This window comes from Streptomyces sp. NBC_00239 (assembly GCF_036194065.1).
Classification (GTDB): Bacteria; Actinomycetota; Actinomycetes; order Streptomycetales; family Streptomycetaceae; genus Streptomyces.
In genome coordinates, this window is record NZ_CP108095.1 from 5338589 (window position 1) to 5360181 (window position 21593).

The 21593-nt window shown below is 74.6% G+C and carries 16 protein-coding genes and 1 tRNA gene; 8 read left to right on the plus strand and 9 right to left on the minus strand.

Features of this window, described 5'->3' with window-relative positions:
- Positions 1 to 155: 155 nt before the first annotated feature.
- A tRNA-Arg gene (locus tag OG764_RS23540) sits at positions 156 to 228 on the minus strand.
- Between the two features lie 292 nt (positions 229 to 520).
- Here OG764_RS23540 and OG764_RS23545 point away from each other — a divergent pair.
- The 7 genes from OG764_RS23545 (at position 521) to OG764_RS23575 (ending at position 8908) form a co-directional block, all read left to right on the plus strand.
- The gene (locus OG764_RS23545) at positions 521 to 2140 is read left to right on the plus strand and encodes a dynamin family protein (RefSeq protein WP_328973138.1); all 1620 of its coding nucleotides are present in this window, start codon (positions 521 to 523) and stop codon (positions 2138 to 2140) included.
- A complete protein-coding gene (locus OG764_RS23550; RefSeq protein ID WP_443056023.1) occupies positions 2137 to 3954 on the plus strand; it encodes a GTP-binding protein in 1818 nt (605 codons plus the stop codon). Before OG764_RS23545 ends, OG764_RS23550 begins: the two co-directional genes overlap by 4 nt.
- 98 nt (positions 3955 to 4052) lie before the next feature.
- The gene (locus tag OG764_RS23555; protein WP_328970406.1) at positions 4053 to 4457 is read left to right on the plus strand and encodes a single-stranded DNA-binding protein; all 405 of its coding nucleotides are present in this window, start codon (positions 4053 to 4055) and stop codon (positions 4455 to 4457) included.
- 113 nt (positions 4458 to 4570) lie between these two features.
- Complete coding sequence (locus OG764_RS23560) at positions 4571 to 5980, plus strand: thioester domain-containing protein (RefSeq protein WP_328970407.1); 1410 nt, start codon at positions 4571 to 4573, stop codon at positions 5978 to 5980.
- 77 nt (positions 5981 to 6057) lie between these two features.
- Complete coding sequence (gene ettA / locus OG764_RS23565; protein WP_328970408.1) at positions 6058 to 7722, plus strand: energy-dependent translational throttle protein EttA; 1665 nt, start codon at positions 6058 to 6060, stop codon at positions 7720 to 7722.
- 2 nt (positions 7723 to 7724) lie between these two features.
- Positions 7725 to 8180: an acyl-CoA thioesterase gene (locus OG764_RS23570; protein WP_328970409.1), complete on the plus strand. Its 456-nt coding sequence runs from the start codon at positions 7725 to 7727 to the stop codon at positions 8178 to 8180.
- The gene (locus OG764_RS23575) at positions 8177 to 8908 is read left to right on the plus strand and encodes a hypothetical protein (protein WP_328970410.1); all 732 of its coding nucleotides are present in this window, start codon (positions 8177 to 8179) and stop codon (positions 8906 to 8908) included. Before OG764_RS23570 ends, OG764_RS23575 begins: the two co-directional genes overlap by 4 nt.
- A 77-nt stretch (positions 8909 to 8985) precedes the next feature.
- Here OG764_RS23575 and OG764_RS23580 read toward each other — a convergent pair whose 3' ends face one another.
- Positions 8986 to 9390, minus strand: a complete 405-nt coding sequence (locus tag OG764_RS23580; RefSeq protein ID WP_328970411.1) for a globin — start codon at positions 9388 to 9390, stop codon at positions 8986 to 8988.
- Between the two features lie 153 nt (positions 9391 to 9543).
- On the opposite strand from OG764_RS23580, the gene OG764_RS23585 reads away from it, so the two are divergent.
- A complete protein-coding gene (locus OG764_RS23585; protein WP_328970412.1) occupies positions 9544 to 10542 on the plus strand; it encodes a methyltransferase domain-containing protein in 999 nt (332 codons plus the stop codon).
- A gap of 17 nt (positions 10543 to 10559) precedes the next feature.
- Here the strand turns inward: OG764_RS23585 and OG764_RS23590 are convergent, their stop codons facing one another.
- From OG764_RS23590 to OG764_RS23620, 7 genes are read right to left on the minus strand one after another with little or no spacing between them, the layout of a single operon-like run.
- Entirely contained in the window at positions 10560 to 11801 is a 1242-nt protein-coding gene (locus OG764_RS23590; RefSeq protein ID WP_328970413.1) for an FHA domain-containing protein, read from the minus strand.
- Between the two features lie 46 nt (positions 11802 to 11847).
- Positions 11848 to 13179: a vWA domain-containing protein gene (locus OG764_RS23595; protein WP_328970414.1), complete on the minus strand. Its 1332-nt coding sequence runs from the start codon at positions 13177 to 13179 to the stop codon at positions 11848 to 11850.
- 33 nt (positions 13180 to 13212) lie between these two features.
- Positions 13213 to 14772, minus strand: a complete 1560-nt coding sequence (locus OG764_RS23600; protein ID WP_328970415.1) for a protein phosphatase 2C domain-containing protein — start codon at positions 14770 to 14772, stop codon at positions 13213 to 13215.
- Positions 14773 to 14775: 3 nt separating this feature from the next.
- Positions 14776 to 17709, minus strand: a complete 2934-nt coding sequence (locus OG764_RS23605; protein ID WP_328970416.1) for a serine/threonine-protein kinase — start codon at positions 17707 to 17709, stop codon at positions 14776 to 14778.
- On the minus strand, positions 17706 to 19028 hold the full coding sequence (locus tag OG764_RS23610) for a hypothetical protein (RefSeq protein WP_328970417.1): 1323 nt from the start codon (positions 19026 to 19028) through the stop codon (positions 17706 to 17708). Before OG764_RS23610 ends, OG764_RS23605 begins: the two co-directional genes overlap by 4 nt.
- A 59-nt stretch (positions 19029 to 19087) precedes the next feature.
- Positions 19088 to 20095, minus strand: coding sequence for a glutamate ABC transporter substrate-binding protein (locus OG764_RS23615; RefSeq protein WP_443056024.1), 1008 nt, complete (start codon positions 20093 to 20095; stop codon positions 19088 to 19090).
- 7 nt (positions 20096 to 20102) lie between these two features.
- Positions 20103 to 21473: a hypothetical protein gene (locus OG764_RS23620; RefSeq protein WP_328970419.1), complete on the minus strand. Its 1371-nt coding sequence runs from the start codon at positions 21471 to 21473 to the stop codon at positions 20103 to 20105.
- Between the last annotated feature and the right edge of the window lie 120 nt (positions 21474 to 21593).

The window sequence follows — 21593 nt, forward strand, 5'->3', positions numbered from 1 at the left end:
GAAACCCGGAACCAGCCGGACACAGCCGGACTGCCGTTCGATCGCCCCGGATGGTGGTCCGGCCCCCAGGGTCCGGCCACTTCGCCCTTGCTAGGGTGCTCTGACCTGCGCGAAAGCCCTCCGGCCCGGATGGGCGGAGGGCTTGCGAAGAAATGTGCCCCCGGCAGGACTCGAACCTGCGGCCAAGTGCTTAGAAGGCACCTGCTCTATCCACTGAGCTACGGGGGCCGGAAGGTGACCGTGAGCCGGGTCAAGGATAGGGCTCCGCTCGCCTAGTCCCGGTTGCTTCACCCGCGTGCCACGATGTGGAGGTTCGGTGAAGCGGTCCCGATAATCGCAGGCAGGTGCGATTCGCGCAGCGGTTTTCCGCCGCCGCGTGCCGGGTGTTGTGCACTCGTTATGCCTGCGCCCCAGTCGTCCGTTCTGTCCTGGGGGTCCCTCCGGAGTGGCGGTCGGCGCGCAGAGAGTCTATAAGCTTCAAAACAGACGCAAAATTGGGCATTCTTCGCATGTGGTGACCTTGGATGTTCGGCCCCAGCTGCTCGATGCCCTCTCCGCGCTGCGCGACCGGGTCGCCTCCGTGCGTCTGCCGCTGCCCCTGCCCGGTGCCCCGCGCGCCCGCCAGACCAGAGCGGAGCTGCTCGCGCAGCTCGACGACTACCTCGTACCGCGCCTCAAAGCACCCGAGGCGCCCCTGCTCGCCGTCGTCGGAGGTTCCACCGGCGCCGGCAAGTCCACCCTCGTCAACTCGCTCGTGGGCCGGCAGGTCAGCGAAGCCGGCGTGCTGCGCCCGACCACTCGAACGCCTGTCCTCGTCTGTCACCCCGACGACCACCACTGGTTCGCCGGCATGCGCGTACTTCCCGACCTGCTGCGGGTCTGGCTGCCGCAGGGCGAGGAGGAATCCGAACGCGACGCCTGCGACACCGGCTCCGCCGACGGCTCCGGCAACGGCGAGCGCGAGCACCGCGAAGTACGCATCGAGACCGTCGCCACCCTGCCCCGCGGCCTCGCCCTCCTCGACGCCCCCGACATCGACTCCCTCGTGGTCGACAACCGCACCCTGGCCGCCGAACTCATCTGCGCCGCCGACGTCTGGGTCATGGTCACCACCGCCTCCCGGTACGCGGACGCCGTGCCCTGGCACCTGTTGCGCACCGCCAAGGAGTACAAGGTCACCCTCGTCACCGTCCTCGACCGGGTGCCCCACCAGGTGCTCGCCGAGGTCTCCCACCAGTACGGCGCCCTCCTGACCCGCGCCGGACTCGGCGAGGTCCCCCGCTTCACCGTCCCCGAGCTGCCCGAGTCCACCGGTGGCGGCGGACTGCTCCCGGCCAGCGCCGTCGCCCCCCTCTACGCCTGGCTCAGCCACCACGCGCAGGACCCCGCCGCCCGCCAGCAGGCCGTCGGCCGCACCGCACTCGGCACCCTCGACTCCCTGCGCCGCCGGATGCCCGAACTCGCCTCCGCCGTCGCCGCCCAGCACGCCGCCGCCGTCCGGCTCACCGGCGCCGTGGAAGACGCGTACCAGCGCGAGGGCAAGCGGGTCCGGGCCCGCCTCGACCAGGGCGCCGTACTCGCCGGGGACGCCCTCACCCGGTGGCGCGGCTACCCCCTCGACACCTCCGCCGACGAACTCCTCGACTCCCTCGCCGAAAGCCTCGCCGCGCTCCTCCAGTGCGCCGTCGCCGCCGCCGACGAACGCATCGCCGACGCCTGGCGCCGGGAGCCCGCCGCCGGCGCCGTCCCGCTGCCCGTGCCCGACCGCGAGGCCGGCGAGCGCATCGGCATGGCCGTACGCCGCTGGCGGCGGGTGCTGGAAGAGCTGGCCGAGGAAGAGGTGTCCGGCCTCGACCACCAGAACGCGCCCGACGCCGACGCCGTCGCGGCCCTGCTCGTCGCCGCCCTCCTCGGCGGCAAACGGGCCCGCGCCGCCGGCGAACGGCTCGCCGCGCGCATCGGGGCCCAGGGCGCCCTGAGGCTGCGCGACCGCGGCAACGACGTCGTCAGCACCCATCTCGACCAAGTACTCAAGGCCGAACGCGACCGCCGGCTCGCCCCCCTCGACGCCCTCGAAGTGACCCCCGAACCCCAGGCCGAGCTGATCGCCGCGCTGTCCGTACTGCAGAAGGAGAGGTGACCGCGGTGACCGCACTGACCGACCAGCCCGAGCACAACCGTTCCCGCTGGGACGACGGGCTGATCGCCCGGCGCAGCGGACCGGGAGAGAACGGCGGACCGGGAGGCCCCGGCGACGACCCGGAGGACGGCGACACCCACGCCCTGCTGCGCGCCGTCTCCGGCACCTCCCGGCCCGACCCCGCGCCCCCGGTCCCCGCGCCCAGCCCCGAGAACATGTCCCTGCGGGTCCGCCTCGACGCGCTGCGCCAGCTCGTCGGGCTGTCCCGCACCCGCCTCGACGGGAAGACCCTCGCCGAGGCCGGCCGCGTGCTCGACGAGGCCGCCGCCCGCCGCGGACTCTCCCCGCGGCACACCGTCGTCGCCATCGCGGGCGCCACCGGAAGCGGCAAGTCCACCCTGTTCAACGCCCTCGCCCAGGTACAGATCTCGGACACCGGACTGCGCCGGCCCACCACCTCCGCCCCCATCGCCTGCAGCTGGTCCGACGGCGCGGCCGGCCTCCTCGACCGGCTGGAGATCCCCGGCCGGCTGCGCCGCCGCCCGCGCGACGCCGGCAACACCGACGAGGCCATGCGCGGCCTCGTCCTCATCGACCTGCCCGACCACGACTCGGCCGTCGTCGCCCACCGCGAGCACGTGGACCGCGTCCTCAGCCTCGTCGACGCCGTCATCTGGGTGGTCGACCCCGAGAAGTACGCCGACGCCGTACTGCACGAGCGCTACCTGCGGCCGCTGTCCGGCCACGCGGAGATCACCTTCGTCGTCCTCAACCAGATCGACCGGCTGCCCGGCGAATCCGCCGACCTCGTACTCGACGACCTGCGCCGGCTCCTCGACGAGGACGGCATGGCCCTCGGCGAACACGGCGAGCCCGGCGCCATGGTCTTCGCCCTGTCCGCCCTCACCGGCGAAGGCGTCGGCGAACTGCGCGACACGCTCGGACAGTTCACCGTGGAACGCGGTGCCGCCACCCGGCGGCTGTCCGCCGACGTCGACCGCGCGGCCCTGCGGCTGCGCCCCCTGTACGTGGCCGACGGCCGCCCCGAGATCGGCGAGGGGGCCCGCGCCGAATTCGAGGACCGGCTCGCCGAGGCGGTCGGCGCGCACGCCGCCGGCCTCGCCGCCGAACGCGCCTGGCGGCGCAACGCGGGCAAGGCCTGCGGCACGCCCTGGCTGCGACTGTGGCGCTGGTACGAACTCCGGCGCTCGCCGCAGCGCATCGCCCAGCGCCTCGCCTTCGGCTCCTCGCCCGAGCCGCCGCCCGAGGAAGAGGTGACCGCCCGCCAGCGGGTGGAGCAGGCGGTGCGGACGGTCGCCGACGAGGCCGCCGCCGGACTGCCCGAGCCGTGGGCACTGGCGGTCCGCGAGACGGCGGTGCGCGGCGCCGAGCGGCTGCCGGAGATGCTCGACGAGCTGGCGGTGACCGCCGGGACGCCGCCCGGCAAGCCGCCGCGGCCCGCCTGGTGGCCGGCCGCGGTGCTCTCCCAGGCCGCCATGACCCTGCTGCAGATCTACGGCGGACTGTGGCTCGTCGGGCAGATCGCAGGGGTGCTGGAGCCCGGGCTGACGGTGCCGGTGCTGCTCATGGTGGCCGGAATCATCGGTGGCCCGCTGGTCGAGTGGACCTGCTCGGTGGCCGCGCGCGGACCGGCCCGCCGGTACGGGCAGGAGGCCGAGAGCCGACTGCGGCAGGCGGCGGCCGGCTGCGGGCGGGGCAAGGTGCTGGAACCGGTCGCGGCCGAGCTGCTGCGCTACCGGGAGGTGCGCGAGCAGTACGCGACGGTGGCGAGGTTGTCCACAACCGGCCGGTAGTCCACAGGCGCCGGCAGGACCCGCGCGACCGGCGCAGCATGGGCGTACGAGGGCTCCGGGGGGAGCCCCGTACGAATGAACGCGAGGGGGCGAGGGGGATGAACGAAACCCTGGTGACGCTGGTGGGGCAGGCCGCGACCCGGGTCGACTACCGGGAGACGCCGGCCGGTCCGGTCGCGCGGTTCCGGATCGCCGTGCGGTCGCGGTACCTGGACCGCCAGAAGGAGGCCTGGGCCGACGGGCCCACCAGCTTCTACACCGTCTGGGCGAAACGCGCGCTGGCCGCGAACCTGGCCGGATCCGTATCCGTCGGGGAACCGCTGCTGGTGCACGGGCGGTTGCGGGTTCGCGACGAGGAGGCCACCGAGGGCAGGCGCTGGTTCTCCGCCGAGGTGGACGCCGTGGCCGTGGGACACGACCTCGCCCGCGGTACATCGGCCTTCAGACGGGTGATGAAGGCCGACGCGTCACTGACTGAAGCTCAGAAGGCGGCGGTGGTCTGAGTGTTCGAGAGCGCTACGATTCCCCGGTACTCATGGGCACGTGGGTCTTTGGCCCGAAGGGGAAGACTGTGTCTGCTGCCGTTCCCGCGGTTCCTGCTGCTGTTCCTGCTCCGGTGCCTCTCGCGGGCCCGCACCCGGCTTCCGCCGCGGGCGAGGAGCGCGCCGAGGCCTCCGCTTCCGGTTCCGCTTCCGCCGCCGAAGCCGCCTGGGCCGCCGCCCGCGCGGACGGGCGCGCCACCGCCGGTGCTGTGGGTCCAGCCGGTGGCACCGACGCCATCGACGCCACCGATGTCACCCGTGCTGCCGATGTCACCCGTGCTGCCGATGTCAGCCGTGCTGGCGGTGCTGCCGGTGCCGCGGGCCGGCGGCCCGTGCCGGGTGCCGCGCGGCGCCCGGTCGCCGTGGTGCTGCTCGCGGCGGCGCTCGCCGCCCCGGCCGCCGCAGGCAGCGCCGCCGCCCTGGGCGCCCCGGACCGGCAGGCCGGCACGAGCGCCGTGCTCGACGGGCCGGCCGCGTCCGGACAGGCCGTGCTGCGCGGACCGGCGGGCGCGCAGCGCATCCCCGCGGGGCTGTACGAGATGCGGGTCGACGGCGGGGGCACCCTGCAGACCTACGGGCTGGGCCTCACGAGCCTCGCCCAGCGCGAGACCCGGTACACCGAGACCCCCTGGGCGGCGAGCCCGCTGGCCGGGAACCCGGACGCGGGTCGGATCCGGTGGATCCTCCAGCACTCCTATCCGCAGCGCAACGACCTCGCCGGGCTGGCCCGCGCGGCCGGGGCCGGCGCGCTCACCGCCGACACCGCGGCGGCCGGCACCCAGGTCGCGATCTGGCGGATCACCGACCGGGTGGCCGTCGAAGCCGTCGACCCGGCGGCCGAGAAGCTCGCCGACTACCTCCAGGAGGAGGCCCGGAAGACCGCCGAACCGCCCGCGTCCCTCAGCCTCCAGCCCGGCTCCGTGGCCGGCCGGGCGGGCAGCCTGATCGGGCCCGTCACCGTCCGCACCAGTGCACAGAGCGTGACCGTCACCCCGGACGCGGCGGCCGTCGCCCAGGGCGTCCGCATCGTCGACCGGGACGGCGACCCCCTGACCGCCGCCCGCAACGGCACCCGGCTGTGGTTCGTGGTGCCCGCCGGCACCGCCGACGGGACCGCCTCGGTGACCGTGCAGGGCGCCACCGGCGTCCCCGTCGGCCGGGTCCTGACCGGCGGGGCGGGCGACCAGGCGCAGATCGTCGCAGGGTCCAGCGAATCCGTCACGGCGGCCACGGCGAGTGCGGTCTGGGCACCCGTCCGGGCCTCCCGGGCGTCGGCGGCCCCGGCGGCCTCGGCCCTCTCGGCCCCCGGGGCGCTCGCGCCGCAGCACGGCGGGGCGGCCGGGGCGGCCGAGGAACGGCTCGCAGCCAGCGGGAGCTCCGGCGCCACCCCGGTGATCGCCGCCCTCGCGGTCGGCCTGGTGGTACTGGGGGCGGGCGTGGTCCTGGCCCTGCGCAAGCGCCCCTCGGACGGTCCCGGCCGCTGAACGGGTTTCCCCCGGAGGATGGACGTACGGCAAGATGGGGTGTATCTGCCCACCATCGATCTGCCGGACGGTTTCTCTTGGCTGAGTTCATCTACACCATGCGCAAGACGCGCAAGGCGCACGGCGACAAGGTGATTCTTGACGACGTCTTCCTGAACTTCCTGCCCGGCGCGAAGATCGGTGTGGTCGGCCCGAACGGCGCCGGTAAGTCCACCGTTCTGAAGATCATGGCGGGTCTGGAGCAGCCGTCCAACGGCGAGGCGTACCTGTCGCCCGGCTTCAGCGTCGGCATCCTCATGCAGGAGCCCAAGCTCGACGAGTCCAAGACGGTCCTGGCGAACGTCGAGGACGGCGTCGCCGAGATCAAGGGCAAGCTCAACCGGTTCAACGCGATCGCCGAGGAAATGGCGACGAACTACACCGACGAACTCATGGAGGAGATGGGCAAGCTCCAGGACGACCTGGACCACGCCAACGCGTGGGACCTCGACGCCCAGCTTGAGCAGGCCATGGACGCGCTGGGCTGCCCGCCCGGCGACTGGCCGGTCACCAACCTCTCCGGTGGTGAGAAGCGCCGCGTGGCCCTCTGCAAGCTGCTGCTGGAGGCCCCCGACCTGCTGCTCCTCGACGAGCCCACCAACCACCTCGACGCCGAGTCCGTGAACTGGCTGGAGCAGCACCTGGCCCAGTACAAGGGCGCCGTCGTGGCCGTCACCCACGACCGGTACTTCCTCGACAACGTCGCCGAGTGGATCCTCGAACTCGACCGCGGCCGCGCCCACCCCTACGAGGGCAACTACTCCACCTACCTGGAGAAGAAGGCCGAGCGCCTCAAGGTCGAGGGCAAGAAGGACGAGAAGCGCGCCAAGCGCCTCAAGGAAGAGCTGGAGTGGGTCCGCTCCAACGCCAAGGGCCGCCAGGCGAAGTCCAAGGCCCGTCTCGCTCGCTACGAGGAGATGGCGGCCGAGGCCGACAAGATGCGCAAGCTCGACTTCGAGGAGATCCAGATCCCGCCGGGCCCGCGCCTGGGCTCGATCGTGGTCGAGGTCAACAACCTCTCGAAGGCGTTCGGCGACAAGGTCCTCATCGACGACCTGTCCTTCACGCTGCCGCGCAACGGCATCGTCGGCATCATCGGCCCGAACGGCGCCGGCAAGACCACGCTCTTCAAGATGATCCAGGGCCTGGAGAAGCCGGACTCCGGCGAGATCAAGGTCGGCGAGACCGTCAAGATCTCGTACGTCGACCAGGGCCGCGCCAACATCGACCCCAAGAAGACCCTCTGGGCGGTCGTGTCGGACGAGCTGGACTACATCAACGTCGGCAACGTCGAGATGCCGTCCCGCGCGTACGTCAGCGCCTTCGGCTTCAAGGGCCCGGACCAGCAGAAGCCGGCCGGCGTGCTCTCCGGCGGTGAGCGCAACCGTCTGAACCTCGCGCTCACCCTCAAGCAGGGCGGCAACCTGCTGCTCCTCGACGAGCCCACCAACGACCTCGACGTCGAGACCCTGGGTTCGCTCGAGAACGCGCTGCTGGAGTTCCCCGGTGCGGCCGTGGTCGTCTCCCACGACCGCTGGTTCCTCGACCGAGTCGCCACGCACATCCTGGCGTACGAGGGCGAATCGAAGTGGTTCTGGTTCGAGGGCAACTTCGAGTCCTACGAGAAGAACAAGATCGAGCGCCTCGGCCCGGACGCCACCCGTCCGCACCGTGCCACCTACAAGAAGCTGACGCGAGGCTGAGCATGGCCCGCCACATATACCGGTGCCCCTTGCGCTGGTCGGACATGGACGCCTTCGGGCACGTCAACAACGTCGTCTTCCTCCGGTACCTGGAGGAGGCGCGCATCGACTTCATGTTCCGGCTGGCGCCGGGCGAGGGCAGTGAGTCCTTCACGGGCGGGTCCGTCGTGGCCCGGCACGAGATCGACTACAAGCTGCCCCTGCTGCACCGGCACGAACCGGTGCTCATCGAGTCCTGGGTGACCCGGATCGGCGCCGCGTCCCTGACCATCGGCTACGAGGTCAAGGACGAGGCGACCGAGGACGCGCCGGAGCGGGTCTACGTGCGGGCCTCCACCGTCGTGGTTCCGTACAACCTCGCGGAGGGGCGGCCCCGCCGCATCACCGCCGAGGAGCGGTACTTCCTGGAGAAGTACCTGGACGAGCCCGACACCCCGGAAGGGCCCGTCGCGGCATGACCGGGCCCGCCGGGACGCAGCTGCGCTTCGCCGATTCCGGGGAGGCGGCGGACCTCGCCGCCTTCCTGGGCCGGCTGGTGCACTACGACCGTGCCGCCGCCGTCCGCCTGCAGGCAGGCGGCGGCGCGCTCGCGGTCTTCGGCCGTCCGCCGTCCTTCGAGGTGCTCGCCATCCGCACGGCCCGGCTCGCCGAGCCCGCGCGGCTGGACCTGACCGTCTCCGCGGGCGAACTGCTGGAGGCGATCGACGAGGCCGCCGGCACGGCCGGGGTGCCCGGTGCGGTCACCGGACCGCCCTGGGCCGGGGTGCTCCCGCCCCGCGGCGGCTGGCAGCAGCTGCCGGGGCTGCCCGGGCCCGAGGCGATGCGGGCCGCGGTCGCCGCGGCCGTCGCGGAGTTCCGTGCGCGGGACGAGGCACTGCCCGCCGACCGGCGCACCCGCGCCGAGCGCGACCGGATCGGCCGCGAGATCTGGTCCCGCACCCTCGGCGAGACCGACCTTCCGCTGCGCGCCGTGCACGCCGCCCAGTCGCTGGGCTTCCTGCGGCCGGTGCTCGCCACCGCGCCCGCCGGATCAGGCGCTGCCGGCGGACCCGCCGAATCCCCCGTGCCCCAGCCGATGGCGCTGCTGTCCGCCGGGTCCTGGCTGCGGCTGCGCACCCCGTACGGCTCGGTGGCCGCCCGCCGGTCCGGCGGCGGCCTGGGCGCACTCCAGGTTCGCCCCGTCTGACGAACGCGGGCTCAGCGTCTGACGTGCGCGGGCTCAGCGTCTGACGTGCGCGGGCTCAGCGTCTGACGTGCGCGGGCTCAGCCCGGGGTGTTCACCATGGAGCCGGCCGCGTACGTCAGGTAGCGCCACAGCTGCTGTTCGAGTTCGGGCGCGAGCCCGAGCTCGTCGACGGCCTCGCGCATGTGCTTCAGCCACGCGTCGTGCGCCGCCTTGTCCACCACGAACGGCGCGTGCCGCATCCGCAGCCGCGGGTGGCCCCGGTTGTCGCTGTACGTGGTGGGTCCGCCCCAGTACTGCATGAGGAACAGGGCGAAGCGCTCCTCGGCCGGCCCGAGGTCCTCCTCCGGGTACATCGGCCGCAGCAGCGGGTCCTCGGCGACCCCCTGGTAGAAGCGCCGGACCAGGCGCCGGAAGGTCGCCTCGCCGCCGACCTGCTCGTAGAAGGTCTGCTCCTGCAGTGTGCCCCGCGGAATATCGTTCACCCGACCATCGTCTCAGACGCCCGGACGGAGGTCCCCGGTCCTAGGACTCCTGCCCCGACCGCTCCCCAGGGGCCCCGGTGGCACGAGCGGGTCCGCCCGGTGCCGGGGACCGCGCGCGTGGCGCCGGCCGCCGCCACGCAGGACAGTGGACGTATGGGCGCACGCGGCGCACACGCGGCCGGGGCGCGGGACCTGCGGGCCGCCGCGCACGCCGCGCAGGTGCGGGAGCTGACCGCCGCCGGGGCGCTGTCCGACCCCGCCTGGCGGGCGGCCTTCGAAGCCGTGCCCCGGCACGTCTTCGTCCCGTACTACTACGTGGGCCGCGGCGCCGGGAACGACCGGCTGTGGGGGGAGGACCCCGACCCGGCCCGGCAGGCCGCCTGGCTGCGCGGGGTGTACGCGGACGCGCCGCTGGCCACCCGGCTGCGGGACGGCGAGCTGGTCTCCTCCAGCAGCCAGCCCTCCCTGATGGCGAAGATGCTGCACGCGCTGGACGTCGGCGACGGCGACGCGGTCCTGGAGATCGGCACGGGCACCGGCTACAACGCGGCGCTGCTGTGCCACCGCCTCGGCGACGACCTCGTCACGAGCGTGGACCTGGAGGAGGAGATCACCGAGTCGGCACGGGCACACCTGGCGCTGCTCGGCTACCACCCGGTCGTGGTGACCGGCGACGGCGCGCGCGGCTGTCCCGGCCGCGCCCCTTTCGACCGCATCATCGTCACCTGCACGCTGCCGATGATCCCGTTCGCGTGGCTGGGACAGTGCCGGCCCGGCGCGCGGATCCTGGCTCCGCTGTCGACGGGGCTGATCGCGCTGCGGGTGCGGGACGCGGAGTTCGCGGAGGGCGGCTTCCTGCACACGTCGGCGTACTTCGTGCCGCTGCGCGGCGGCAGCCGGGCCCCGTACACCACCCACGCGGGCGGCGGGCTGCCGTACGACGTGCTGGAGAACGAGCGCTTCCACTTCATGCTCACGCTCACCGCGGGCGCGCTGGGCCCGCGCGAGGCCCTGGACCTGTGGCGGCACGAGGGGCGGCCCGGCCGGGAGCGGTTCGGGGTGACCGTCGGCCCGGCCGGCCAGTGGTCCTGGCTCGACGATCCCCAGGGGCCCTACGTGTGGCCCCTGGGGGAGCGCGCCGGGACGGACTAGCGCCGGCGCAGGTCGTGTCAGGCGCGGTGGACGGTGATGGTGGTCCAGGCGCCGACGTGCACCCGGTCGCCGTCGCCGAGCGGCACGGGGACGTAGGGCTGGATCGGCTCCTCGCCGCCGTTGATCGTGGTGCCGTTGGTGGAGTTCTGGTCCACCACCGCCCAGCTGCCGTCGGGCTGCTGCACCAGCACGGCGTGCTGGTGCGAGACGCCCGGGTCCTCCGGCGGCACCGACAGGTCGATGTCCGGGGACTCGCCGGTGGCCTGCCGGCGGCGGCCGATCGTGATCTGGCCGCCGGCCAGCACGAGGTGCTGCTCGGGCGCGTACGCGGGCAGGTTGAGCCCCGCCGCCTCGGGCCCGCTGCGGTGCATCATCGCCATGAAGTACGCACGGTCCGGGCCGATCGTCGCCGACCAGCTGCCGCCCTGCCCCGGGAACGGCTGGTGCTGCCCCTGGCCGGGGTGCTGACCCTGCCGCTGGCCGTGCTGCTGGTACTGGCCGGGGGGCTGCTGTCCGCCCTGGTGCGGGGGGAAGGGCTGCCGGCCCGGCCCGCCCTGCTGTCCGGGCGGCGGCAGCAGCCAGTCGTCCCCGCCGGTCTGCTGCGGGGAGGGCTGCTGGGGGCGCTGCCGGAGGTGCGGCGGCTGCTGCGCGGGCTGCTCGAAGCCGGGCAGCGGCGGCAGCACCGGAGCCTGCGGGTGCAGGCCCGGCGGCCGCGGCGGACCGGAGGACTCGGGCGGCAGCGGCTCGGCGGGACGGTTCACCTGCGAGGGCCGCGAACCCTGGTACTCGAACGGGTCCTGCGGCTGCCGGGACTGCTGCTGAGACTGGGGGTGCTGCTGGGACTGCGGGTGCTGGCCGGGCTGCTGGTGCTGCTGGAAGCCGGGCGGCAGGTTCATCCCGGGGCCGGACTGCGGACCCCCCGGGTGCTGCGGCGCCTGGTGCTGCTGGGGGTGCTGCTGGTGCTGTCCGGGCGCGCCGTGCGGCGGGGCCGCCGGGTTGTACGAGGTGGCCGAGCGGGTCAGGAAGTTGTAGCGGCACTCCTCGCAGAACGGGGCCATGGCCTCGCGCGGGGTGCGGCACTGCGGGCAGAGTTCGGCCTGCGCGGTCGGGTCGCCGCCGACCGGCGGGAAGCCGTACCCGTAGGAGGGCGGCGGGGGAGGCGTGGCGCCGGTCGGTGCGCCGGGTCCCCCCATGCGGATGCCGCAGACCTCGCACCAGTCATCGGTGACCGATGGGTGTCCGTTCGGGCAGGTCGGCATGTCGGCCCTTCCCCCTCTCCCTGTCGGGCCCCCGTCGGGCCGCATCTCAGGACTTCTTCACTCGAACGGTCTGAGTCGAACGCGTTTCGAGAGTCATCTCGTCCGCATCCGTCACCTTCGCTTTCAGCCGCACAGTACCTGCCGCGGCATCGACGACGTCGACCACCTTCGCGAGCAGTTTCGCAGTGTCTTCGTTCCCCGATGCACTCGCCAGCTGCACGGCCCGCCCCAACTTTGCCGTCGCATTGTCGAAATCTCCCGATTTGCGGGCTTCCAGGCCCAGTTGGATCACCTCGGCGAGCTCCGCCTGGCCTGTGTAATGCGCCACTTGAGGGTTGATTGCGGTCGATTCCGCCAAGTCGTTGGTCCACACGGCGCGCACCAGGCCGTGGGACAGCACGGTGGCCGGGCCGCCGGCCGGGTCCGGCTGCACCAGGGAGGCGCGGGCGGCCAGCATCTCCTGGCCCACACCGGCGGCCGAGACCCGAACGCACACGTGGTAGTCGCGGGATTCGTCGCCCCACGAGCCGGTCGGATAGTCCCCGGCGCGCGGCCCGGCCTCGGTACGGCGGCCGGACAGGTCCACCACCGTGGGCGCGACCTGCTTCACGAACAGCACCTCGGCGCCGACCGGCGTCCACAGGCGCAGCGCCACGTCGGCGACCTCCTTGCCCATGGCGCTCTCCATCATCTGCGTGAAGTCCGCGGCGAGGCCCTGAGGCTCGGGCACGATGTCGGCGGAGCCGAGCAGCGCGGTCGCGATCCCGGTGACCTCCTTGACCTCCCAGTCGTAGCCGACCCCGCGGGCGTCGCACGTGAAGCGGCCCTCGCAGTGGTTCAGCGCCGTGGCGAGCGCCTCGGGGGTCTCGTGCTCGTTGCGGCCGTCGGTGAGCAGGATGCCGTGCCGGATGGCGGCTTCGGTTCCGGCGAAGAGCCGCTCGGCGAGCCGCAGCCAGGTGCCGATGGCGGTGCCGCCGCCCGCGGTGAGCCGGCGCAGCGCCGTCTTGGCCTCCTCGCGGGTGCGGGCGTCGGCGATGGCGAGCCGGCCGCCGCCCGGGTAGACGTCCTTGGCCACGTGGGTGCCGGCGATCACCGCGAAGGCGGTGCCGTCGCGCAGCGTGTCCACGGCGGCCGCGGTGGCGTCCCGGGCGTTGCGCATCTTCTCCGGCGGGTAGTCCATGGACCCCGAGCAGTCGACCATGAGGACGACGGCGGAGTCGGCGGCCGGCCCGCCGGCGCCGCGGGCGGACAGCTTGGCGCCGCCCGAGGACACCACCGTGACGATGGCGCTGACCTCCCGCCCGCCCTCGGGCAGGTACGCGTTCTGGTACACCTCCACGGCGAATCGCGGCGCACTGGGCTTGGCGAAGTTGGCCATTCGGTCGGCTCCTTGGAGAACGTCGGTGGCGCGTCAGGGGCGGGGCGGTCCCGGGAACGGCAGCACGGCCACGGTCACGTTGTCGTGGCCGCCGCCGTCCAGGGCGTGCCCCACCAGCACCTGGGCGCTGTGCAGCGGGCGTGCGGCGGCGTCGGCCGGCAGGACCCGGGCCATCTCCGCGGCGGACTCGGCGTAGTTCCACAGGCCGTCCGTGCAGACGACGACCACGCCGGGGCGGTCGGGCTTGAAGGCGGCGGTGTGCGGCTCCAGCTCGTACGCGTCGGCGCCGAGCCAGCCGGTGATCGCGTGGGCGCGTACATCCGCGTACGCCTCGGCCTCGCCCATCAGGCCCGCCGCGACCATCTGGGCGGCCCAGGAGTCGTCCTCGGTGAGGCGGGCGGACGGGGTGCTGCGGTCGTCGGGGACCCAGTAGGCGCGGCTGTCGCCGACCCAGCCGATGACGAGCAGGCCGCCCATGGCGACCGCGCCCACCAGGGTGCAGGCGGGGGCGTTCTGGTGGCCGGAGACCTCGGGGGCGAGCGCGTTGACGGCGGCGCCCGCGGTGACGATGGCCTCGTGCATGGCCTGCTGCGGGTGGGTGCCGCGGGGCAGGGCCTCCAGCAGCGCCTCGTTGGCGGCGGCCGCGGCGGCCGCGGAGGCGTCGTCGGGCCGGCTGGCGGAGGACACCCCGTCGCAGACCACGGCCACGGTGGCGGTGGACCCGTCCGGCAGGCTGGTCGCCGCCACCGCGAAGGAGTCCTCGTTGCGGTGGTGGCGCAGCCCGCGGTCGCTGACGGCGGCGACGCTGCCGAGCTCCTCCTCCTGGTGGTCGCGCTCCCGCGGCTGGGCGTGCCCGCAGTGCTCGCAGTACCCGTCGGTGTCGACCCGGCCGGCCCGGCACGCCACACAGGTCTTGCCGCCGGGGGCCGCCGGGGCCGGCTGCGCGGCCGGTTCGGGGGCCGCGCCCGCCGGAGCGGTCGCGGCGGGGTCCGCGGGCGGCCCGGCGGTCCCGGGCGCCGGCTCGTACGCGTGGTCGTAGGCGTGGTCGTACGGCGGCTCGTAGGGGGCCTCGTAGGGCGGCTGCGGGGACGGCGGCTGCGGGGACGGCGTGTGCGGGGACGGCGCGTGCGGGGGCTCGGGCGCAGGACCGGGGGCGGGCTCGTGGGCGGCGGCCGGCGGGGCGGGGTACCCGGGCCCGTCGAAGCGCACGGACGGCTCCGCGGCCCCGAACGGCAGCCCGGCACCCGTGCTGACGCGTGGCCCGGCACCCGGACCGGCGTGCGGCCCGGCCTGCGGTCCGGCGGCCGAGCCGGCGTGCGGTCCGGTCGTCGGGGCCGGGCCGGCTCCCGGAGTCGTCCCGGTGGCCCACGGGGCGCCGCCCGGCAGGCCGGCCGCGTCGGGTCCGGGCGCGTGCGCACCCGCGCCCCACGGGCCGGAGGGGCCCGCGTGCGGACCCGTCAGCCGGACCGTGGGGCGGTCGTCCTGGGACGGCGGCGCCGACAGGGAGTATCCGCAGCGGCCGCAGAAACGGTCGCCCTCCTCCAGCGGCTCCGCGCAGCTGGGGCAGCCCGACTGCCGATTCATCCGAGCCATCACTCACACCCACGTTCGGGGACGGAAACGGTTTGCCCGCTCCACCAGTTCGATCGTCTCCTCGCCGCGCTGCGCCAGCCTCGCGAGCAAGCGGTAGGAGCGCTCCAGGCCGAAGCGCAGCCCCTGCTCGTCCAGTTGGCTGCCGAGCAGCGAGGTCTGCCCGGGATTGGCACCCCGGCTACCCGACAGTACCCAGTCGAGCGCCGAGCCCAGAACTTCGGCCGACAGCCGCTCGTGGCGCACCGCGTCCAGCCTGGCCCGCCGCAGCTCCTCCACCTGCCCCGCCGCGGCCGTCAGATCGGCCAGCAGCGGCTCCAGCGGCGAGCGGTCGCGCAGCCGGGCCCGTACGGCCGCCACCCGCGCCGCCGTGTAGTGGATGGACGTCGGCGGTACGGACTCCAGGGTGCGCACCGCACCGGCCCGGTCGCCGGTGGCCAGCCGGACCCGGGCCAGGCCGAACGCCGCGCTCACGAAGCCGGGGTCGGTGGCCCAGACCAGCCGGTAGTACTCGGCCGCGTTGTCGAGCTGGCCCAGCACCTCCGCGCAGAAGCCGAGCGCCAGCTTCGGGGCCGGCTCGCCGGGGAACGCGTCGTAGACGGCGTCGAAGGACAGCGCCGCGAGTTCGTTGTCCCCGCCGGCCAGGGCGGCGATCCCGCGGGACCAGACCACCCGCCAGTCGTCGGGGTGGCGGGCCTCCAGTTCCGTCAGCGCCGACGCGGCGACGGCGAGTTCGCCCAGCTCCAGGCGGGCCCGCAGCTCCCGCAGGCGCAGCTCCACCGAGTCGGCGGGCGCGGCGGCCAGGGCGCCCAGCAGGTCGGCGGCGGCGGAGCCCATCAGGCCGGCGAGGAAGCCGGCGTTGGGGTCGGAGTTGTCCACCAGCGGCTCGGGCAGCGCGAGGGCCGTGCCCGGCGCGTCCAGCGGCGCCAGCATGCCCGCCCCCGGTGCGGCGGGCCCGGCCGGGACCGCGCCCGGTGCCGTACCGGCCGCCGCCGCGGTCGCGGCCGCCCCGGACTCGCCCGCTCCCCGGGGCGCGGGCACCGCCGCGTACCCGGGGGCCGCGCCGATGCCGCCCGCCACGTGGGTGGCCGAAGTCGCGAGTGCGGCGACCGCCGCACCCCCGGCCCCGGACCCGCCCCCGGGCCCGTACGCACCGCCCGCGCCGTACGATCCGCCCGCGCCGTACGCACCGGCCCCGGCCGGGACCATCGCGGTCACCGCGCCCGGCGCCCCGCCCTGCACGGGCACACCGGCCCCCGCGGGCACGCCCGCCGCGGCTGCGGCGGCCGGTCCCGCGGGCAGGCCCGGCGCACCCGCCCCGGCCGCCGCGCGCCGGAAGAGCCCGCGCCGGGGCGGCACGGACCGCTCGCCGAGCCGCGACACCTCGGCGCCCCGCTCCGCGAACAAGTCCGTGTCCGCCACCCGCAGCTCCGCCCCGAACAGGGTGGACAGCTGCGGCCGCGGCCGGCCCGTCTGCAGGGCGACGACCTCCCGCAGCACGCCCGTGAGCTGCTCCGCCATCTCCTGCGCGGACGCGAACCGGCGGCCCGGATCCGGGTCGGTGGCCCGGACCAGAAGCCGGTAGAAGGACTCGTACCGCCGGAAGACCTCGATGTGGTCGGGGTCCGGCAGGCTGTCCACGAAGATGTTGGTGTAGCCCTGGAAGTCGAAGGTCAGCACGGCCAGCGTGCGCGCGACCGTGTACAGGTCGGAGGCGACCGACGGGCCCAGCTCGGCGACCTCCGGGGCCTGGTAGCCCACCGTGCCGTAGAGCGCCGAGTCGTCGTCGCCCATGCGGCGGACCGCACCCATGTCGATCAGCTTCAGCTGGTTCTGCTGCTGGATCGCGTTGTCGACCTTGAAGTCGCAGTACAGCAGGTTGCGGCTGTGCAGGTGGCCGAGCGCCTCCAGGGCCTCGATCCCGTACGCGCAGGCCTGCTCGACCGGCAGCGGGTCGCGCCGGCCGTCCGGCAGCCGGCGCTCGTTCGCTATCTCCTTGAGCGACTTGCCTCCGACGTACTCCATCACGATGTAGCCGTCGAGCGAGCCGGTGCGGTGGTCGAGGTGCTCGACGAAGTTGTAGATCCGCACGATGTTGGCGTGCTCGATCTCCGCGAGGAAGCGCCGCTCGGAGATCGCCGCGGCCATCGCGTCCTGGTCGCCGGTGTCCAGCAGGCCCTTGAGGACCACCCAGCGGTCCGAGACCGCCCGGTCCACGGCCAGGTACACCCAGCCCAGGCCGCCGTGCGCGAGGCAGCCCGCCACCTTGTACTGCCCGTGCACGACGTCGCCGGCGCGCAGCTTCGGCACGAAGGAGTACGGGTGCCCGCACTTGGTGCAGAAGCCCTCGGTGCGGCCCGGCCGGTCTCCGCGCGAACGCCCCACCGGGGCCGCGCAGTCCGAACGCGAGCAGAACCGCTTGCGCTCGGGGACCTCCGGGTTCTCCAGCACCGCCGCCGACGGGTCGGGCCGCGGCACCTCGGGCACCGTGACCAGCCCGGCCCCCAGCCGGTTGCGCGACAGGCCGCTGGTGCCGGTGCCGGTACTGCGCACCGACACCGACCGGGTGGAGGCCGAGTCGCCCGTCAGCGCGCGCGAGAGCCGCCCCGACACCGACCGGCGGGAGGTCGAGGACCGCGACGAAGCCGACCGGGCCGACGCCGAACCGCGCGCCGAGGCCCGGGACCCCTGCGAGCCCTGCGAACCCCGGGACCCCTGCGATCCGCGGGCCCCGCGGGCCGCGCTCGTCATTCCGGTGGGCGGCGAGGCCAGCAGCTCCGCGCCGGCGGCCGGCCCCGCGGCGGCCGACCGCACGCGGGCGGGCGGCGCCAGACCGCAGTCGCCGCAGTACAGCTCGCCGCCGCCCATGTCCTCGTAGGCGCCCGGGCATCCAGGGCGCTCGCACGCCGCCCCCGCGGCCGCCGCCGGCATCTCGGTCATGCCCTCTCCTCAGGTCCGTTCACCCGGTCCTGCGGCTCGTGCTGCCGCGGGACCAGCATCTCGGCCGCCGCCTGCTGGTAGCGCAGCACGGCCTGCTCCGCCGCCCGCAGATCGCACGGCGCGCTCCACAGCATCCGGCGCGCGGTGTCGTAGCGCTCCGTCAGCAGCAGGTCCTCCGCCATCCCGTGCCGGGCCACCTTCGCCCGGTACGCGTCCAGCCGGCCGCGCAGCTCGGCCCGTACCGCCAGCGGCGCGGTGACGGCCGTCAACGACTCGCGGGCGCGCAGGAGTTCCTCCTCGGCCCGCTGTTCGAGGGACTCCAGCAGCGGCGACAGCCGGTGCCACTGCGAGCTCCGCCGGTACTCCGCCGCCGCGGCCAGCTGCTCCTGGAGGACCGTGGGCGGCCCGCTCACCGCCGGCACCTCGGACGCGGCGATCTTCGCCAGCACCTCGCCGCGGGCGGTCCGCGCCTCCGCCAGGGTCCGGTCGGCCCGCGACAGCACGTCCCGCAGCCCGATGAGCCGCTGCTCGGCGTCCTGGCGCACGGTGAGCACCGCCTCGACCTCCCGCCGTACGTCCTCCAGCGCGAGGGCCGCCCGGTCGTAGCGGGCGGTGTCGGGGCGGCCGCCGCCGGGCGCGGAACTGCCCGCGGCGGGCTGCCAGAAGGCGAGCGGGTCCGCGATCACCTCGGCCCGCAGCGCGGCCAGTTCGGCGGTGATGGCCTCCAGGTCGTCGCCCGAGGGGTGTTCGCCGGGGCGCACCCCCACCGAGTGCGCCAGCGAGCGGGTGCGGTGCAGTTCGGCGGCGAGCAGGTCGATCCGCGCGGGCAGCGCCGACCAGACGGCGTCCGCCGCCACCACCATGTCCAGGGAGCTCGCGTACAGCTCGTTCATCCGGGCGACCAGTTCGGCGAGCGTGAACCGCTCGGCCAGCGCCGAGCCCTCCGCGCCGCCGCCGGCGATCGTCACGCCCGGCCCGCGCAGCAGCCCGGTGAGGGCCACCAGGTCCTCCCGGCTCGCCCAGCGCCGCCGCTCGCGGATCCCGCGGGCGGCGGCGATCGCCCCCGCGTACGCGTCGAAGTACCCCCACAGGCGGGTGACGGCGGCCTCGGTGACCGCCCACCGGTCCCGGGTGAGGCCGGTCAGCTGCGCACCCTCCAGCAGCCGCCGGCCCGCGTGGTCCTGGAGCGCGAGCAGCGAGGTCTCCACGGCTTCGTGCTCGGCATCCAGCCGGGCCAGCGCACGGTCCACCTCGTCCCGGTCCATCACCGGGCCCGCGGGCCCGTCCGCGGAGGCGGGAAAGGTGTCCGTGCCGGCCATAGAAGCCCTCTCTGCCGTTCCGAAAAAGCGTGACTCGCACCCCGGTGCCAGGACCGTACTCAGGACCGGTACTTCGGGGCCGGCGGCGCCGTGATGCCCGGGAGGTCGGCCGCCAGCCACTTACGGTAGGCCGTCATCCAGCGGCTGTTCGCGCCGCCCTGCCGGTAGCCGTCGAGCACCTTGTTGACGCGGCGCACCAGGTCCGCCGCGTCCTTGTTCATGGCGACGCCGTAGAACTCCTTGGCGAAGGGCCTGCCGACCACGTGCACCGACGGGTCCTGCGCGGCCAGACCGGCCGCGAGCGCGTTGTCGGTGACCATGCCGTCCACCTCGCCCAACTGGAGCCGCACCAGGCAGTCCAGCTGGTTGGGCACGGTCACGGAGATGTCCGCGCCGAACGAGTCGGCCTTCAGGGCGGTCTCGGCCGTCGAGCCGCTCGCCGAGCAGATCCTGTGGCCCTTCAGGGAGGCGTCGTACCCGGTGATCGGGGATCCCTTGGGCACGAGCACCTGCGGTCCGGTCTGGAAGTAGGCGGTCGAGAACGCCACGTCCTCCAGCCGCTTGCAGTTGATCGTCATGGTCCGGACGACCACGTCGACCCGGCCCTCCTTCAGCGCGGGGATCCGCTGACTGGTGGGGATGGCCCGGTAGATCACCGCGTTCTCGTCGCCCAGGATGTCCTTGGCTATGGCCTTGACCAGGTCGATGTCGAAGCCTTCGAGCTGGCCGGTGGCCGGATTGCGGTAGCCCCAGCGGTAGCTGTTCTGGTCGATGCCGGCGATCAGCCGGCCCGCCGCCTTGATCCGCTCGATGGCCGGGCCGCTCGCCCCGGACGGCGGCAGGCTGGCCTCCGGGCTCGTGCAGGTGTCGGCCTCGGCCTGCTGCACCACCCCGGTGCTCCGCGGTGCCGCGGCCGGGGCCTGCGCGCCGGGGCCGCCGTGCCGCTGCAGCGGCACCAGCACCGCCGCCGCCAGTGCGCAGGCGGCCGCCATGCCGGTCACCCCGCCCCAGCCGCGGAGCCTGCCGGCCCTGGCCACCGCACCCGGTTCCCGCCGCCTCACACGCATCCGCATCTCACCTGTACTCCGAAAGTCGGCGGCCGATACCGAGCAGGGACGCCAGCGCGCCCAGCACCGCCAGCACCACCGCACCCGCCACCAGCCCGCCGAAGGCGCCCAGCCCGTCCCGGGCGGCCCGCGAGAACTCCTGCTGCTCGTGGGCGAGGGCCTGCTGGAGCGCCGCGTCCACCTTGTCGAACGAGGCGCCGGTGCTGTCCCGGCCGCCGATCACCTGGACCAGCGCGCCTTCGTAGTCGCCCTTGACGTCGGTGGCCCGGGCAGCCTGGTGCCGCGCCTGCCACTCGCGGACGGCCGTCATGGCCCGGGCCACCGGCTCGGCGCCCGCCTCGTCGTCGGCCAGCCGGGCGGCGCGGGCCAGCCCGGAGTCCAGGCCCGCCATGTTCCCGGTGTAGTCCACGTCGTACTTGTCGGACTTCTTGTCCGGGGCGAGGACCGCGCCCCGGGAGACCAGCGTCAGATTCTCGTTGGCCCGGGCCTGCAGCGAGCTGATCCGGGCGTCGTTGAGGACCTTCAGCGACTCCTGGCCGTCCGCCCGCGAGGCGCCGAGGTCCGCCCGGGCCACGGTGTGCCCGACGGCCAGCCACAGCAGCACCGCCACCGAGGCCGTCGTCGCGGCCAGCAGCCCGTGGTTGAACACGCGGTGGGTGCGCCGGTAGTTGCGCCGCTGGGCCCACACCAGGAAGCCGATGGCCAGCACGCCGGTGCCCAGCGCGGCCACCGGCCAGGTGTTCGCCGCGTCGTAGTCCCGGTACAGCCGGCCGGTCTCCGCCTCGTACAGCCGCTGGGCCGCCGGCAGCAGTTGCGTGCTCATCTGCTCGTTGGCGTACCGCAGGTACGCGCCGCCCAGTGGGAGGCCCTGCCGGTTGTTGGCCCGGGCCTGCTCGATCAGGCCCGTGTACCGCGGCAGCTGCTCGCCCAGCAGCGCTATCTCGCGCCGGGACTCCTGCGAGCCCTCGGTGTTCGCCGCGGCCTTCACCAGCAGCCGCGAGGCGTTGGAAATGTCCTTGAGGTACCGGTCGCGCACCGCGCGGGACTCCTGGCCGCCGGCCAGGAAACCGCTGGAGGAGGCCGTGTCGGCGTCCGCCAGCGAGCGGTAGATGCTCGCCGCGTCCGCGCTCAGCGGTTGGCTGCGGCTCACCACGTCCTCGGCCGCGGCCGACCGGTCGGCGATCTGCCAGGCCGTGACCGCGCCGAACAGCACCACCAGCGCGGCCAGCACCGCCCCGATGATGCGCAGCCGGCCGGGCTCGGTGGTCGCCGCGGCGCGGAGCCGCTGGACGGCCTCCGCCCAGGCGCTGTCCCGCTCGGGCGGCGGCTGTGCCCCGGTCCCGGGCGCGACCGCCGGCGCGCTCGACGCGTATGTCACCTGACCTCCCCCTGGGCCGTGGACGGCGGATGTCCGCCCGGCGGACTCCCGCCGGTCCGGGCGTCGTCCGCCCGGCCAGCAGTATGGCCGCCGTGGCCGACATCCACAGCATCAATGACT

Coding starts and splice junctions, on each gene's coding strand:
- OG764_RS23555 (WP_328970406.1), top strand. CDS start 4,053: ATGAACGAAACCCTGGTGACGCTGGTGGGGCAGGCCGCGACCCGGGTC.
- OG764_RS23590 (WP_328970413.1), bottom strand. CDS start 11,801: ATGCCGACCTGCCCGAACGGACACCCATCGGTCACCGATGACTGGTGC.
- OG764_RS23615 (WP_443056024.1), bottom strand. CDS start 20,095: ATGCGTGTGAGGCGGCGGGAACCGGGTGCGGTGGCCAGGGCCGGCAGG.
- OG764_RS23585 (WP_328970412.1), top strand. CDS start 9,544: ATGGGCGCACGCGGCGCACACGCGGCCGGGGCGCGGGACCTGCGGGCC.
- OG764_RS23570 (WP_328970409.1), top strand. CDS start 7,725: ATGGCCCGCCACATATACCGGTGCCCCTTGCGCTGGTCGGACATGGAC.
- OG764_RS23605 (WP_328970416.1), bottom strand. CDS start 17,709: ATGACCGAGATGCCGGCGGCGGCCGCGGGGGCGGCGTGCGAGCGCCCT.
- OG764_RS23610 (WP_328970417.1), bottom strand. CDS start 19,028: ATGGCCGGCACGGACACCTTTCCCGCCTCCGCGGACGGGCCCGCGGGC.
- OG764_RS23575 (WP_328970410.1), top strand. CDS start 8,177: ATGACCGGGCCCGCCGGGACGCAGCTGCGCTTCGCCGATTCCGGGGAG.
- OG764_RS23600 (WP_328970415.1), bottom strand. CDS start 14,772: ATGGCTCGGATGAATCGGCAGTCGGGCTGCCCCAGCTGCGCGGAGCCG.
- OG764_RS23595 (WP_328970414.1), bottom strand. CDS start 13,179: ATGGCCAACTTCGCCAAGCCCAGTGCGCCGCGATTCGCCGTGGAGGTG.